Origin of the sequence: Clostridium mobile (genome assembly GCF_018918285.1) — a bacterium.
GTDB lineage: Bacteria > Bacillota > Clostridia > Clostridiales > Clostridiaceae > Clostridium_AW > Clostridium_AW mobile.
In genome coordinates, this window is record NZ_JAHLQF010000003.1 from 89,315 (window position 1) to 104,688 (window position 15,374).

Here is a 15,374-nt window from a genome sequence, read left to right on the forward strand (position 1 = left end):
GAAACTCAGCTTATAGCTGAGTAAGTTCGGCTAACTAAATCAAAGATTTAGAGTAGATAAAGGAAACTCAGCTTATGCTGAGTAAGTTCGACTGGCTAAATCAAAGATTTAGAGTCTCACTTAAGTTGACGAGGATGGGGAGTATCGAATCTTCGGCGGGTGCCCCACGGTATCGCACTACCGTTAAAGATTGACAAAACCAAAAAGTGATTTTTGGCACAAATCAATCAGGTGTTAAAACCTTAAAAATAGAAAGGAAGATTATTATGTGCGGAATAGTAGGTTATATTGGAAAAAGACAAGCATCTCCAATATTAGTAGAAGGACTATCAAAACTTGAATACAGAGGATATGACTCAGCAGGAGTTGCTATAATTGAAGAGGATGAAATTAAAACAACTAAATGCAAGGGAAGACTATTAAATCTAGAAGGAAAACTGTCTAATGATCCTATTAAAGGTAATATTGGAATAGGACATACAAGATGGGCTACTCATGGAGAGCCATCAGATAAGAATTCACATCCTCACAGCAATGAAAATGAAAGTATAAGCGTTGTTCACAACGGTATAATAGAAAACTATCTTCAATTAAGAGAATGGTTGACTTCAAAGGGATATAAATTTGTTTCAGAAACTGATACAGAAGTTATTCCTCATTTAGTAGACTATTATTATAAAGGTGATTTATTAAAAGCTGTTATGGCTGCAACTTCAAAAATGGAAGGAAGTTATGCTATAGGGGTAGTATGTAGTAAAGAACCTGATAAGGTAGTTGCAGTAAGAAAAGATAGCCCATTAATAGTGGGAATCGGTGAAGATGAATATTTTATTGCATCAGATATACCAGCAGTATTGAATCATACAAGAAATGTATACCTTTTAAACGATAAAGAATTTGTTCTTATGACTAAAGATGGAGTTAAATTATTTAATGAAGATGGAGAAGGAATAAATAAAGAAGTTTACCATGTAACTTGGAATGCAGATGCGGCAGAAAAAGGTGGATATGAGCACTTCATGTTAAAAGAAATACATGAACAGCCTAAGGTAATGAGAGATACAATGACTTCAAGAGTAATGTTAGGTAAAAATATAACTCTTGATGATATAAAAATGACTAAAGAAGAAATACACAATATAAATAAAGTATATATAGTTGCCTGCGGAACTGCATACCATGCCGGAATAGTTGGAAAATATGTAATAGAAAAATTAGCTAGAATACCTGTAGAGGTTGATATAGCTTCAGAATTTAGATATAGAAATCCAATAGTGGATAAAAACACTTTAATGATAGTAATAAGTCAAAGTGGAGAAACAGCAGATACACTAGCTGCTTTAAGAGAGGCAAAAAGCCAAGGGGCTAGGGTTATAGCAGTAACGAATGTAGTTGGAAGCTCAGTTTCTAGAGAAGCTGATGATATACTATACACCTGGGCAGGACCAGAAATAGCTGTTGCATCAACTAAAGCTTATGAAACACAACTTGTAGCTATGTATATAATAGGTTTATTCTTTGCAGAAAACAAAGGAACATTAAGCAAAGAAAAAATAGAAGAGCTAAAGGCAGAAATGTTAGCTCTACCAGAAAAAGCAGAAGAGTGTTTAAAACACAAAGAAGTAGTTCAGAAGTTTGCATCAAAGACATACATGCATAAAGATATGTTCTTTTTAGGAAGAGGGCTAGATTATGCAGTAGCTATGGAAGGATCATTAAAGCTTAAGGAAATATCTTATATTCACTCAGAAGCTTATGCTGGAGGGGAATTAAAACATGGTCCTATCGCTTTAATTGAAAAGGGAACTATTGTAATAGCTCTTGCAACACAGGAAGATTTATTTGAAAAAATGGTAAGCAATATAAAAGAAGTAAAAACAAGAGGAGCAAAGGTATTAGCTTTAGCTCTAGAAGGACATGAGGATATAGAAAAAACAGTAGATTCTACTATCTACTTGCCAAAGGTAAATTCATTGTTTACACCATTGCTATCAGTAATACCGCTACAGCTATATTCATACTACGCTGCAGTGCAAAAAGGCTGTGACGTTGATAAGCCAAGAAATTTAGCAAAATCAGTTACAGTAGAATAGTTGTCCATATTAATTTGAAAAATTTTGTGGATTTGTAAAAAAGTTTAATCGAAATCATCTCTTTATGGTAACATATACCATAGAGAGGTGATTTTTTTGTCTAAAAGAAAAAGAAATATAAATGAGGATAAAATAAAAAAATATATAATTGATAAAACGTTAGCTAAGAATATAAGCTATGTATAATTACTACGAGTTAAATGATATTATAGTTACGAGGGGGGATATTAATGAAAATGAATGAAAAAACATATCTAAGTATAGAAGAGGCTATTTCACTACCAACCTTATCAGGTACAAACATAAGTGATGATGGTAAAAACGTAGCATTTGTCAAGAAGACAGCTAACTGGAAAGAAAATAAATATGGGAATCATGTATGGATATATGAAAAAGATAAGGGGCAGTGTTACCCATTAACAACTAGGGATATAGAAAGTACGTGCCCATTATGGTCTCCAAATTCTAGAGATATCGCATATCTTAGCCCAGTTGGTGACGAGGATAATAAGAAAAATCAGATATTTATTAAGTCAATAGATGGTTCTAGTGAGGTTCAAATTACTGATGAAAAAGAAGGGGTAAGTAAATTCAAATGGGATCCTACTGGCAAGGGTTTTTATTATGTTGCACAGTGTAAAGAATCTGAGGTGATAAAGAAACGTAAGGAACTATATGGAGATTTCCATCATATAGGTAAGGAATACCAGAATAATTGTTTATATTACATTGAAATAGAAAAAGTGATACAAAATGATAAATATGAACACCCAGAAAGTTTTGATAGTGCTGGTAAGGATAAAGATGAACACGAAAATAGCGTTGTTTATCAACTAACTGATGGTAAGGATTTTCATATCCATGAATTTGATATTTCAAATGATGGGAAAAAGGTTGTATTTATGGCTACACCAAGCCCAAATATGGGAGATTATATTAATGGAGATTTATACATACTAGATATTAAAGCTGGAGAGCTACAAAAGATGAATATAGATAAGTTGTTGGGAGGGAGAGTTTGCTTTTCTCCTGAAGGCAGCAAAATATGTTACTCAGCAAGCATAAGGGAGAAGGATTACTATAAGACCCATATAGAAGACAGTGCATTAGAGATATATGATATTAATAATGGAGAGGTAATTCAACCTTTAACGGATTTTGATAGTACGGTTATTCCATTACGGTGGACAGCTAAAGGAATTTTAATTAAATGGCAGAATAAAACTAATTATCTTATTGGGTTGCTATCTGAGGATGGCACTGTGGAAATGTTAAGCGAAAAAGTAAATAGCTTTATAATGGATGCTTCTATAACAAAGGATGGAAATCATATATCCTATAATAAGGCTATAATAAATGAAACCTTTGAAATCTATTTAGACGATAAAAAGATAACGAATGAAAATAGCTTTTTCAAAGGAAAGCTTAAAAGTAAAAAGGAAATAATTTCATGGCAAAGTAGTGATGGCATTGAAATAGAGGGAGTTTTATCAACCCCAGTAGAGTTTGACGCAAATAAAAAATATCCCTTATTAGTGGTAATCCATGGTGGCCCGGCTTGGGCATCCTTTCCAATATTTTTAGACTATTTTAATGAGAAATATCCTATTGAACAGTTTATCGAAAAAGGATTTATAGTTTTAGAACCAAACTACAGGGGAAGTTCTGGTTATGGTAATGAATTCTTAAAAGCAAACTATAGAAAACTGGGAATTGGTGACTACAATGATGTTATATCTGGAGTGGATAAACTAGTTGACAAGGGGATTGCAGATAAGGATAGAGTAGGGGTTATGGGATGGAGCCAAGGAGGATATATATCAGCTTTCTGTTCTACATATAGTGATAGATTTAAGGCTATTTCAGTGGGAGGTGGAATTAGTGATTGGATTACCTATTATGTGAATACAGATATACCTCAATCTATTAGGATTTATTTAGGAGATAATCCATGGAATGATCCAGAGATATATACCAAAACTTCACCAATGACATACATTAAATCAGCCTGCACTCCCACCTTGATCCAACATGGTGAAAAGGATGAAGGGGTTCCAGCTCCAAATGCATATGAGCTATATCAAGGATTAAGGGATATGGAAGTTGATACAGAATTAATTATATTTAAAGGAATGGCATATAGTTCTGACCAGCCAGGAATTAATGTGGCTATTATGAAGCAGAATTTGATGTGGTTTTCACACTATATTCTTGGAGAAAGTATGAAAGATTTTAGGGTTTTATGATTAATAAATGACTTACAATTTTATAGCAACGTTATGGCATTAAGCTCCCTGTAACTTTGTAGGGGTACGGAAACGATTCGTGAAAAAACTGCAATAGGATAAAAAAAGATATATTAAATAAAATGATCAAACTTTTTTTAACACCTACATTATCCACATTGTTGATAAAAAACAATCAGCAATGTGGATTGTTTTTTATTTTCTAGAAATGGATAATATTAAGATATGGAATGAGTTATTAAAAATAATAAAAGCATTTAATAGGTTAGAAAAAATATTATTAGGTAAAATAGAAGATATATAATAACATAAGCCACGTAGTTGATTTGATATGCAAAACAAACAATATTTATAATATTACAAAAAAACATCTATTTTTGTAGCGTAGAATACAAAAATAAATTTTATATTTTGGTATTATATAATATAAAAATACAAAGGGGAGATTTGATAAAGTGATAAAGTTAATTGGTATTTTAATTATATTAGTAGGTTTTATTATGAAACTAGATACTATTGCAGTTGTTGTTTTTGCAGGAATTGCTACGGGGCTTGCATCTGGAATGTCATTTAACGATGTTATGGCCACACTTGGAAGGGCATTTGTAGAAAATAGATATATGTCAATATTTATTATTTCCCTACCTGTTATAGGACTTTTAGAGAGATATGGTCTTCGTGAAAGAGCAGCTTATTTAATTAGTAAACTTAAGTCTGCAACTGTAGGAAGATTAACATCATTGTATTTAGTAATAAGAACAGTTGCAGCAATGTTTGGTATAAGAATAGGAGGTCATGTTCAATTTATAAGACCACTTGTATTACCAATGGCAATGGGAGCTGGAGAAAATAGATATGGAAAAATGAACAAAGAAGATATTGAAACCATAAAAGGTCTTGAAGGTGCTGTTGAAAATTATGGTAATTTCTTTGGCCAGAATTTCTTTGTTGCATCTAGTGGAGTTCTTTTAATTGTTGGTGTTATGAAGGAACAAGGATATATAGTTGAAGCGGTGGATGTTGCTAAAGCTTCATTGCCTATTGCATTAGCTATAATGATTATAGGTACTATACAATTTCTATACTATGATAAAAAATTTGATAAAAAATATAAATCACAACTAAAATCTCAAAATGATAAACAATAAGTTAGGAGGGTGAAGTTATGTTAAAAGATTCGTTAACAGAAATAATGTATATTTTAATTGGTATGGTCTGCTTTTTTTCAGTATATGTAACTATAAAAGATAAAAACCATTCTTCAAGGCTTCCTACTGCACTTTTCTGGGGCATTTTGGGATTCATCTTCACATTTAGTAGGATTGGACTCCTATGGGGCAATAAAGATATATTTATAAATGATATAATCATAGGGTATCTTGTTTTATTAATGTCTATAATTTCAGCACTTAAACTTGTAAAATATAATAAGTTTAGTGAATCATCTAAAGAATTTAAAGAAAAAAAGGCTAACTTAATAGGAAATAAGATATTTATACCTGCATTAGCCCTTGCAATAGTTGCTTTTATTGTGGCACAATTTTGGACAAAACAGATTGGGTCATTTGTAGCTTTAGGAGTTTCAGTTGTAGTTGCCTCAATACTTGGACTTGTAATTACTAAAGGAAAGAGTAGTGAAATGGCTGAAGATGGTAGGAGACTCCTTGAAATTGTAGGGCCTGTAAGTATTCTTCCACAACTTCTTGCAGCACTTGGTTCTGTTTTCACAGTGGCTGGAGTTGGAGATGTAATTGCTAATGGAATAAAGACAGTTATTCCACAGGGAAATATACTTCTTGGAGTTATTGCATATTGTGTGGGAATGGTAGTATTCACTATGATTATGGGTAATGGGTTTGCAGCATTTGCGGTTATAACTGCAGGTATTGGAGTACCATTTGTATTTGCGCAAGGTGCAAACCCGGCTATAGCTTCAACTCTTGCACTTAGCGCAGGATTTTGTGGAACACTATTAACTCCTATGGCTGCAAATTTTAATATAGTTCCAACAGCTATACTTGAAATAGAAGATGAAAAATATGGACTTATTAAGTATCAAGCTCCAGTAGCAATAGTATTACTTATTATTCATATTATTTTAATGTATTTTTGGGCATTTTAAAACTATAGGAATTTAATTTTCTTTGGTTATATTTTGGAGGTGAGTGGAATGAAAGTATTAATAACAGGATTTGATCCATTTGGAGGAGAGAAAATAAATCCTTCCTTTGAAGCGGTTAAAAAAATTGATGATAAAGTATCAGATGCTGAAGTTATAAAAGCGGAAATACCAACAGTATTTAAAAAGTCCATTGAAGAAGTTGAAAGATTAATTATTAACCATGAACCTGATATAGTTATCTGTGTTGGTCAGGCAGGTGGAAGATTTGATATATCAGTTGAAAGAGTAGCAATAAATATTGATGATGCACGTATTGAAGATAATGAAGGAAACCAACCTGTTGATAAAAAAGTTTTTGAAGATGGAGAGAATGCTTATTTTTCAAACCTACCTATAAAGGCAATGGTATCAGAGATGAGGAGTAATAGCATTCCGGCATCTTTGTCTAATACAGCAGGAACTTTTGTTTGTAATCATATAATGTATGGATTACTTTATTTAATCAATAAAAAGCATCCAAATATAAAAGGCGGGTTTATTCATGTTCCTTATATTGCAGAACAGGTTATAACAAAACCAAATACACCATTTATGGACCTTGATAAAATTGCTGAAGGATTGACATTCGCAGTAAAAGCAGCAGTAGAAAATGACAAAGATCTAAATATTACACTAGGAAAAATATGTTAGGTGGTGATTGTGTGACAAAAAAAGTTTTTGTTTATGGAAGCTTAATGGAGAATTTTTTTAACTATGATAAATATCTTGTAGGAAAGGTATTAAAGAGGCAACCTGCAAAGGTAAGAGGTAAGCTTTATCACTTAGTTAATAAAGGGTACCCAGCAATGATAAAAGGAAACGATATTGTATATGGTGAATTAATTGAAGTTGCAGATTGGGAAAATAATGTTAAGGATTTAGATGACTTAGAGAATTACTATGGAGAAGGAAATCCTAATAATGAGTATAATAGAGTATCAATTGAAGTGGAAATTTTAGAGGATAATTCTAAGGAAGTCGCTTTCACATATATGTATAATTGTAAAGAAGAGCAAGAGTTAAAAAATGAATTGTATCTTCCTAACGGAAGTTGGAGAACATATAAAGAAACGTCAGGTAATTAATTTATACTGAGCCTAAAGTATTTTAGGTTCAGTTTTTTTGTATAAACTAGAATTTAATAATTTTAGCTGGAAATATTATTAATACATATGGTAAAATATTAAACTATTATTTAAAATTATTAGTGAGGCGATATTATGTACGAGAGTTTTTTTGATAACGACAGACAATCATTTATGAGAAATTATTTTTTAAACGAACTTAGTAAAATGGGCAAAATTGAAAAGTATAAGAAAAATGAAATAATAGATATAGAAGGTAATGTAGGAATAATTGTAAAAGGGGTAGTAAAGCAAAGTATAATTAGCGTAAAAGGTGATGAAAAACTATTGTACCTAATAAGACCAGGTGAAGTTTTAGGTGAAATGACATATTTTTGTGGAGGAAAAGATTATATAGTTACAATAGCTAAGGAAAATTCCCAGATAGCTATAATTAATAGAGATATTTTGGAAATGGAATTAAGTAAGAATCCAGAAGTTTATAGACACTTTATTCATAGTATGACAAGAAAGTTTAGAATAGTAATGCTTCAGCTTACAAACAACATGTTTAATGATTCAATAGGAAAAATCGCAGATGCCCTACTTAGATTGTCGGCTTGTGCAGAGATTGATTCAAAGGAAAGAATAAGTGTAAATATGATATATACTCATCAAGAGCTAGCTAATAATATCGGATGTTCTAGAATAACAGTCACTAGATGTCTAAAAAAATTTCAAGACGAAGGAATTATAAGTTATGAAAATAAAAATATTATAATTAATAAACCAAATGGTTTAAAGGAATATATTAATACAGTTGTAGAAGAATAAAGTTATGTAGAATAGTTATCCACATTGATTTAAAAGATTTATCCCCATTGTTGATAAAAAACAATCATCAATGGGGATAATTAAGGATTAAAAGATGCTAAACAGGTTATTTTGCTATAATAATAAAGGATGTAAAATACATATGAGGTATAATATTGTTATAAATGATTTGTCATAAGAAAGGCCAGTTAAAAGCAAATAGAAAAGAGGTGTATAAAAAGTGGGACATGATCATAGTCATAATCATAATCATGGAGGACAAAAAAATATAAAAGTCGCATTCCTGTTAAATTTAACATTTACACTTTTGGAGATAGTGGGGGGATTATGGACAAATAGTATGGCTATTTTATCAGATGCTTTACATGATCTTGGAGATTCGTTATCATTGGGCCTTGCATGGTACTTGGAGAGGTATTCAGAAAAAGGGCCAGATGAAAAGTTTTCTTTTGGATATGCCAGATTCTCATTATTGGCAGCATTAATAAACAGTTTAATATTAGTAGGTGGTTCTGTTCTTATTTTAGCAAAATCAATACCTAGAATATTTCAACCTGAGGACGTAAGTCCGAAGGGGATGTTGGTATTTGCAATAATAGGAATAATAATAAACGGAATAGCTGTTATAAGATTAAAAAAAGGTACTTCATTAAATGAGAAAGTAGTTTCTTGGCATTTAATGGAGGATGTGCTAGGTTGGGTAGTTATATTCATCGCTAGTATTGTACTTATGATTGTAAATATTCCTGTACTTGATCCACTCCTATCAGTTTTGATTACCATATATGTATTATATAATGTAGTGAAAAATTTAAAGGATATATTAAATGTATTTTTACAAGGAGTACCAAAAAATTTATCAATTAATGAGATTGAAAAAGAAATTTTAGAAAAAACCAAGGTGTTATCTGTGCATCATACACATATTTGGTCTTTGGAAGGGGAAAAAAATTTGCTAAGTACTCACATAATTGTAGGTGATGAAATAGAACGGGAAGAGATTATTTCAATAAAGAATAATGTTAGAGAATTAATGAAGAAAAAAGGAATAGAACATGTTACTATTGAAATTGATTTTGAAAGCCAAGATTGTGAAGATCAGTTTTGTAATTAGTTCTACAATTATAGAAATATAAAAATAGTAATGGATGATAGAAAAAACGTGAGCAAAATTTGCTCGCGTTTTATTTATACAGGAAAAAATTAAGAGAAATTTGCTCATGAAATTGTTTCCATGTGTTAGATATCAAGGTCCCTAATTTATGCAAAAGATAGTATCTAAATTTTTTTGTCCTTCACTGGTTATGGTTAATGATCTTGAATTAAAATTTCGAGAAATCCATTCTTTTTCTAGAAAAAGTAGGTATAAAGCATTTCCTAAACTTCCAGACAAGTGATACTGTCTTTCACTCCAATCTATACAAGAAGTACAAAAGTTTCTTTTTTTACATTTTAAACTATTGATATCAATCCCTAAGTTATTAAAAAAACTTTCTCCTTCTAATGTTAAAGTTAACTCTGAATCTTTATCTAGTATATATTTTTTCTGTATTAAGAAGTTAAAAATTTGCACACCTAGTTCACCAGCAATATGGTCGTAACAGGTTCTAGATTGTTTTAATTTTTTCATTTCACTATTTTGATTAAAAGATTTAATTTCTTTTCGAGGAGCAATAGACATAAAGTTTTCTATAATGGTGGCTATTTCTTTTTTCTTTAATCGATAATATTTAAATCGGCCAGCTCTATTTGATTCTACCCAATCTAACTCTAAAAATTTGGTTAAATGATATGACGTAGTATTAGGCTTTACTTTAGCATATTTAGAAATTTCATTTACTGTATGAAACTTACCGTCCATTAGAACCGTTAATATATCCACCCTAGATTGATCTGCTAAAATTCTTGTTACTTTCACAATATCCGGTACCCCTGATGACATAAGTATCCCTCCTTGTGAGTTTATTATAATATGTCCATATCTCAATGACCATAGATATATCTAGAATATATAATAGCTTTTATAGAGATAGTAGAGGAGGAGTAAGGATGAAAAAACAGAGTACAATAGTTTTACCATATGCTTGGGATGTAATGAGTGCTAGAATTTTTCAGCGAAAAGGATTTGCACATATTGCTACAACTAGTGCAGGTATTGCATTATCTCATGGCTATGAAGATGGGGAGAAAATTCCTGTAGATGATATGTTAGAGATAGTGAGAAATATTATAAATGCGGTAGAAATCCCTGTTATTGTTGATATTGAATCAGGGTATGGTGATTCTGTTGAGAAAGTATTAGAAATAGTGAAAGCACTTATTTCATTTGGAGCAGCAGGGATTAATATTGAAGATGGTACTAATAAATTAGAACAACCACTACATAGTATTGAATTTCAAGTAGAAAAAATTAAAGCAATAAGAAAGTATGTTAATGAGAAAAATGTGTCATTTATCATAAATGGTAGAACAGATGTTTATTGGTTAGGGATAAATGATTATAAAGAAGCACTAAATCGATGTATTTTATATTATGAAGCAGGGGCAGATAACATATTTATCCCAGGTGTTTCAAGTTATGAATTGATTTTAAAATTAAAGGAAGATTTGCCTTGTCCATTAAATATTTTAGTGGTAAAAGAAACACCTTCATTAGATGAGCTATCCAATATAGGAGTTGAAGTATTAAGCTTAGGTTCAGCACAATACAGAGGAACTGTTTCTAATTTAGAAAATACTTGTGACCATATAGTAAATCATCAAAATTTAAAAACAATTACAGAGGAAATTATTTCTTATAATGATATTTCCAACTATGTAAAGGTAGGTAAATAAAGAATAATATCAAAGAACTAATGAAGAGAAGAGAGAAAATCAGGAGAAAAAGTCCTGACTTTCTCTTTTATTTTTAAGATAATAACTATATATTATCTATCCGAAAAGAGCTAAGAGTACTCCAGCAGCAACTGCGGAACCTATAACTCCTGCCACATTAGGACCCATTGCATGCATAAGAAGATAATTTGAAGTGTTCGCCTTTTGACCTTCAATCTGAGAAACTCTTGCAGCCATTGGAACCGCTGAAACTCCGGCAGAACCTATAAGAGGATTGATCTTTCCACCAGATAAAAAGCACATGAGTTTCCCTAAAAGCAAACCACCTATTGTACTAAATGCAAATGCAAGAAGTCCAAGAGCTATAATTTTTAAGGTTTCTGGTGTTAAGAATGTCTCTGCTTTAGCAGTGGCTCCTACTGTAGTGCCAAGAAAAATTGTAACTATATTAATCAATTCATTTTGCGCTGTAGTAGAAAGTCTTTCAACAACGCCAGACTCTCTAAATAGATTTCCCATCATTAACATTCCTATAAGAGGCGCTACAGAAGGAAGCAATAAAATTGTAAGTACCGTTACAACTATAGGAAACACTATCTTTTCAACCTTAGACACTTCTCTAAGTTGTTCCATTTTTACCTTCCTCTCCTTTTGTGTAGTGAGTAACTTCATTAAAGGAGGTTGTATAAGAGGAATTAGAGCCATATAAGAATAGGCGGCAATTGCTATTGCTGGCAGTAATTCTGGAGCCAGTCTTGTTGTTAAATATATTGCTGTAGGGCCATCTGCACCTCCAATAATACCTATTGAAGATGCAGCTTGAGGGGAAAAACCTAGTGCAATTGCGATAATAAAAGCTATAACAACACCGAATTGAGCAGCCGCGCCTAAAAACAAACTTGAGGGTCTAGCAATAAGAGGGCCAAAGTCTGTCATTGCACCAATCCCTAGAAATATTAAAGAAGGATAAATTCCTAGTTTAACACCTAAATATAAATAATAAAGTAATCCTCCTGGCTCCGAAGAATTTGCCAATGGACCAGACATTATACCTGTAGATGGTAAATTAGCTAGGAGAACCCCAAAGGATATAGGTAAAAGTAAAAGAGGTTCAAATTCCTTTTTGATTGCTAGATATATCAACACCAAAGCGATAAGAATCATTACTAACTGTTGCCATGTTAGTGCTGCGAAACCGGATTCATTTAGCAATTTTACAATTGTATCTTTAAATGAAAAAGACATATATATCCCCCTCCCTACTATTCAATCACGGCAAGAACATCATTTGTATTCACAGAAGCCCCCTTTATAACTTGAATTTCTTTAATAATTCCATCCCTAGGGGCTGTAATTTCATTTTCCATTTTCATAGCTTCAAGTATAAATAAAGTATCACCTTTTTTAGCACTATACCCTGGATTTACTTTTATATCTATAATTGTGCCAGGCATTGGACATTTTAATAATTCACTAGGTATGTGTGTCTCTTTAGTTCGCTGTTGTTTATTATTATCAGTGACTTCTTTGCCAGTACTGTCTATTACCTCAACTTCATATTTTTTGTTATTAACAGTAACGATATATTTCATTTCAGTGTTACCCCCCTATAAGATAATAATGTAATTTATAAATCAAGTGGTTTTATGGATTTTATTTTAAGTGACTTTAAAGGAATGTTAGAGATATGGCTTATTGAGGCCATAATAATCGCAACAGTTTTTTCATCAACATTTGAAAAATCAGTTCCAGTAGTTGATAAGTCTAGAGTATTTTTATCTGGAGTAATGATATTTGAGGCTTTTTTATCTTTAAGAGAATTGAAGAAACTGGATTGTAAACTTAAAAAAAGACTTAATGCTATAAGAACAATAAAAACTATGGCTATAACAAATAAAGCCACTAATATGCTCTCATATACTGACATAAGAATCCCCCTTTCCACATGTAAACTTTTAATTGATTTACTTTACAATTAAGTATGAAGCAGTAAAAGCTTATTATATTTTTTAAAAATATTGATGTGATTCAGATAATGAACCATCGGTTTAATATATTTATATGCTCACATATGGAAAATATATTTTTTATATAAAAATAAAATAATCAAATGTATTTACACAATTTAGTGTTGATATATTAAGATCAGAGCTTTAAATCCTTATATAGATAGTAATTGTAAATTATTCCATATTGGAGTAAACTATCATATATCAAGGTTTTTAGGGATAATATATGTGTAGATTAAAGGGGGGAGCAAAGAAAGCAATGTCAAAAGAACAAAATAACATAAATAATAGTTTAGATAAGGCATTGGAGCTTTTAAAGTATTTCACTATGGAATGTCCTGTTAGAGGATTAAGTGAAATTAGCAGGGATTCATCCATTCCTAAAGCTACAGTTTATAGATTATTTAATACTTTCGAAAAAAACGGATTTTTGCAAAAGGTTGATATACAGGGAAAGCAAAATCAATATAGATTAGGTATGAGATTTTTTGAGTTAGGGATGATTGTTTCTGAATCCATGGAGGTGAAAGAAATAGCTATTCCATTTATGGAGAAATTAAGGGATTTGCTTAATGAAGATGTTCAATTAGCTGTACGAGAAGATAACCATGCCATTTATATTGAAAAATTAACTTGTGCTCATCCTGTAAGATTGTTTACAAGGATAGGAAGGGCAGCACCTTTAAGTGCTGGAGCTTGTGCAAGAGCCATATTATCTTTCTTAGATAATGAGGATATAAACGAAATTTTAAATAAAGAGCCTTTAAAAAAGCATACAGAAATTACTATTGTTGATAAAGAAGAATTATGGCAGAAGATAGATGAAAGTAGAAGTCAAGGCTATACTATTAGCTTTGGAGAATTAGAACCCCAGACTGTTTCAGTAGGGGTACCTATATTTGATTATTATGGAAAAGTTGTAGCCTCTATCAGTGTTGCAGGACCGGAGCAAAGATTTAATAATAACTCATTGCCTCTGATTATAAAAGAAACAAAGAAAACTGCTAAAGAGATATCTAAGATTTTAGGGTATAATCCCAAATCAAGTGATTCTTAGCTTCAGATGGAGTTTGCTTAAAAGGAATACTTACTCCAACTGAAGGTTAGAAGAACTTATCCAGGGACGTAGCATCCGTTATACGTAGAAGATGGGAGTATTACGGATGGTAGTCATCGGATAAAAGTTTAATAAATAATTTGTAACTTTAGAATATCTAAAGAGCTAAAAATACTTTAGCTCTTTTTTTATGTAAATTATTTAAATTTAGTGAATATTTTCCTATTGTAATATCATAAGCATAAATAAACCATCGGTTTAATATTTAAAGAGGTAATTATTAAGGGGGGGTTAAAATGCTTAAGGTTGACTTGAACAGCGACTTGGGAGAAAGCTTTGGAAATTATAAAATAGGATTAGATGAAGAAGTGATAAAATATGTTACTTCAGTGAATATTGCTTGTGGATGGCATGCTGGAGATCCAGAGGTTATGGAAAAGACTGTTGGAATAGCAAAAGAAAATGGAGTGGCAGTAGGGGCTCATCCTGGTTTCCTAGATTTAATGGGGTTTGGAAGGAGAAATCTTTCAATAAATCCAAGTGAAATGAAAGCTTATATAAAATATCAATTAGGAGCACTTATGGCATTTGCAAAGGCTAAAGAGGAGAGAATACAACATGTAAAACCTCATGGCGCTATGTATAATATGGCTGCAAAGGATTCAGCGCTTGCAATAGCAATAGCTGAAGCTATATATGAAGTGGACAAGGATATTATTTTATTAGGGCTTGCTAATAGTGAGTTAATTAAAGCAGGAGAACATGTAGGTTTAAAAGTTGCCAATGAGGTATTTGCTGATAGGGCATATAATTCTGATGGAACCTTAGTAGCAAGATCAAAAGAAGGCGCTGTCATTCATGACGTTGATATTGCCTTATCTAGAATTATAAGAATGGTAAGAGAAGGAAAGGTTACAGCTATAACTGGTGAGGATGTTGATATAAATGCTCAGTCAATCTGCGTTCATGGGGATAATCCAGAAGCTGTGGCATTTGTTAAAAAAATTAAAACAAAGCTTCAAGAGGAGGGCATCGAGGTAACTGCAATTTCGAATTTTATTAAATAGGGGGAAGT

General features: G+C 31.7%; 15 protein-coding genes. 11 read left to right on the forward strand and 4 right to left on the reverse strand.

What is annotated here, in order from left to right; all coding sequences use genetic code 11:
• The first annotated feature begins 266 nt into the window (after positions 1-266).
• The 8 genes from glmS (at position 267) to KQI86_RS12235 (ending at position 9,512) form a co-directional block, all read left to right on the forward strand.
• Positions 267-2,093 (forward strand): glutamine--fructose-6-phosphate transaminase (isomerizing), encoded by a 1,827-nt coding sequence (gene glmS, locus KQI86_RS12200; protein WP_216439668.1) that lies wholly within the window; start codon positions 267-269, stop codon positions 2,091-2,093.
• A 230-nt stretch (positions 2,094-2,323) separates the two neighbouring features.
• Complete coding sequence (locus KQI86_RS12205; protein WP_216439669.1) at positions 2,324-4,339, forward strand: S9 family peptidase; 2,016 nt, start codon at positions 2,324-2,326, stop codon at positions 4,337-4,339.
• A gap of 455 nt (positions 4,340-4,794) precedes the next feature.
• A complete protein-coding gene (locus KQI86_RS12210; protein WP_216439670.1) occupies positions 4,795-5,487 on the forward strand; it encodes a DUF969 domain-containing protein in 693 nt (230 codons plus the stop codon).
• A 17-nt stretch (positions 5,488-5,504) separates the two neighbouring features.
• Positions 5,505-6,461: a DUF979 domain-containing protein gene (locus KQI86_RS12215; RefSeq protein WP_216439671.1), complete on the forward strand. Its 957-nt coding sequence runs from the start codon at positions 5,505-5,507 to the stop codon at positions 6,459-6,461.
• 48 nt (positions 6,462-6,509) lie between these two features.
• The gene (pcp, locus tag KQI86_RS12220) at positions 6,510-7,151 is read left to right on the forward strand and encodes a pyroglutamyl-peptidase I (protein ID WP_216439672.1); all 642 of its coding nucleotides are present in this window, start codon (positions 6,510-6,512) and stop codon (positions 7,149-7,151) included.
• 11 nt (positions 7,152-7,162) lie between these two features.
• On the forward strand, positions 7,163-7,585 hold the full coding sequence (locus KQI86_RS12225; protein ID WP_216439673.1) for a gamma-glutamylcyclotransferase family protein: 423 nt from the start codon (positions 7,163-7,165) through the stop codon (positions 7,583-7,585).
• A gap of 135 nt (positions 7,586-7,720) precedes the next feature.
• Positions 7,721-8,398 carry a Crp/Fnr family transcriptional regulator gene (locus KQI86_RS12230; RefSeq protein WP_216439674.1) on the forward strand — a complete coding sequence of 226 codons (678 nt, stop codon included), beginning with the start codon at positions 7,721-7,723 and terminating at the stop codon, positions 8,396-8,398.
• A 220-nt stretch (positions 8,399-8,618) separates the two neighbouring features.
• Complete coding sequence (locus tag KQI86_RS12235) at positions 8,619-9,512, forward strand: cation diffusion facilitator family transporter (RefSeq protein ID WP_216439675.1); 894 nt, start codon at positions 8,619-8,621, stop codon at positions 9,510-9,512.
• Positions 9,513-9,653: 141 nt separating this feature from the next.
• Here the strand turns inward: KQI86_RS12235 and KQI86_RS12240 are convergent, their stop codons facing one another.
• Positions 9,654-10,340 carry an ArsR/SmtB family transcription factor gene (locus tag KQI86_RS12240; protein ID WP_216439676.1) on the reverse strand — a complete coding sequence of 229 codons (687 nt, stop codon included), beginning with the start codon at positions 10,338-10,340 and terminating at the stop codon, positions 9,654-9,656.
• 107 nt (positions 10,341-10,447) lie between these two features.
• Here KQI86_RS12240 and KQI86_RS12245 point away from each other — a divergent pair, with 107 nt between their 5' ends.
• Positions 10,448-11,233 (forward strand): isocitrate lyase/PEP mutase family protein, encoded by a 786-nt coding sequence (locus tag KQI86_RS12245; protein ID WP_216439677.1) that lies wholly within the window; start codon positions 10,448-10,450, stop codon positions 11,231-11,233.
• A 96-nt stretch (positions 11,234-11,329) separates the two neighbouring features.
• On the opposite strand, the gene KQI86_RS12250 is transcribed toward KQI86_RS12245, so the two are convergent.
• The 3 genes from KQI86_RS12250 to KQI86_RS20595 are packed head-to-tail and all read right to left on the reverse strand — an operon-like array spanning position 11,330 to position 13,160.
• The gene (locus KQI86_RS12250; protein ID WP_216439678.1) at positions 11,330-12,478 is read right to left on the reverse strand and encodes a sodium ion-translocating decarboxylase subunit beta; all 1,149 of its coding nucleotides are present in this window, start codon (positions 12,476-12,478) and stop codon (positions 11,330-11,332) included.
• A 17-nt stretch (positions 12,479-12,495) separates the two neighbouring features.
• Positions 12,496-12,825, reverse strand: coding sequence for a biotin/lipoyl-containing protein (locus KQI86_RS12255; RefSeq protein ID WP_216439679.1), 330 nt, complete (start codon positions 12,823-12,825; stop codon positions 12,496-12,498).
• Between the two features lie 35 nt (positions 12,826-12,860).
• Entirely contained in the window at positions 12,861-13,160 is a 300-nt protein-coding gene (locus KQI86_RS20595; RefSeq protein ID WP_216439680.1) for an OadG family transporter subunit, read from the reverse strand.
• Between the two features lie 308 nt (positions 13,161-13,468).
• Here KQI86_RS20595 and KQI86_RS12265 point away from each other — a divergent pair, with 308 nt between their 5' ends.
• On the forward strand, positions 13,469-14,299 hold the full coding sequence (locus KQI86_RS12265; RefSeq protein WP_216439681.1) for an IclR family transcriptional regulator: 831 nt from the start codon (positions 13,469-13,471) through the stop codon (positions 14,297-14,299).
• A 296-nt stretch (positions 14,300-14,595) separates the two neighbouring features.
• Positions 14,596-15,366: a LamB/YcsF family protein gene (locus KQI86_RS12270; protein ID WP_216439682.1), complete on the forward strand. Its 771-nt coding sequence runs from the start codon at positions 14,596-14,598 to the stop codon at positions 15,364-15,366.
• The last annotated feature ends 8 nt before the right edge of the window (positions 15,367-15,374 follow it).

Bases quoted from the DNA above. Each gene is read 5' to 3' on its own strand.
- KQI86_RS12205 (WP_216439669.1), top strand. From the start codon at position 2,324: ATGAAAATGAATGAAAAAACATATCTAAGTATAGAAGAGGCTATTTCA.
- KQI86_RS12245 (WP_216439677.1), top strand. From the start codon at position 10,448: ATGAAAAAACAGAGTACAATAGTTTTACCATATGCTTGGGATGTAATG.
- glmS (WP_216439668.1), top strand. From the start codon at position 267: ATGTGCGGAATAGTAGGTTATATTGGAAAAAGACAAGCATCTCCAATA.
- KQI86_RS12240 (WP_216439676.1), bottom strand. From the start codon at position 10,340: ATGTCATCAGGGGTACCGGATATTGTGAAAGTAACAAGAATTTTAGCA.
- KQI86_RS12265 (WP_216439681.1), top strand. From the start codon at position 13,469: ATGTGTAGATTAAAGGGGGGAGCAAAGAAAGCAATGTCAAAAGAACAA.
- KQI86_RS20595 (WP_216439680.1), bottom strand. From the start codon at position 13,160: ATGTCAGTATATGAGAGCATATTAGTGGCTTTATTTGTTATAGCCATA.
- KQI86_RS12270 (WP_216439682.1), top strand. From the start codon at position 14,596: ATGCTTAAGGTTGACTTGAACAGCGACTTGGGAGAAAGCTTTGGAAAT.
- KQI86_RS12230 (WP_216439674.1), top strand. From the start codon at position 7,721: ATGTACGAGAGTTTTTTTGATAACGACAGACAATCATTTATGAGAAAT.
- KQI86_RS12255 (WP_216439679.1), bottom strand. From the start codon at position 12,825: ATGAAATATATCGTTACTGTTAATAACAAAAAATATGAAGTTGAGGTA.
- KQI86_RS12215 (WP_216439671.1), top strand. From the start codon at position 5,505: ATGTTAAAAGATTCGTTAACAGAAATAATGTATATTTTAATTGGTATG.
- pcp (WP_216439672.1), top strand. From the start codon at position 6,510: ATGAAAGTATTAATAACAGGATTTGATCCATTTGGAGGAGAGAAAATA.
- KQI86_RS12250 (WP_216439678.1), bottom strand. From the start codon at position 12,478: ATGTCTTTTTCATTTAAAGATACAATTGTAAAATTGCTAAATGAATCC.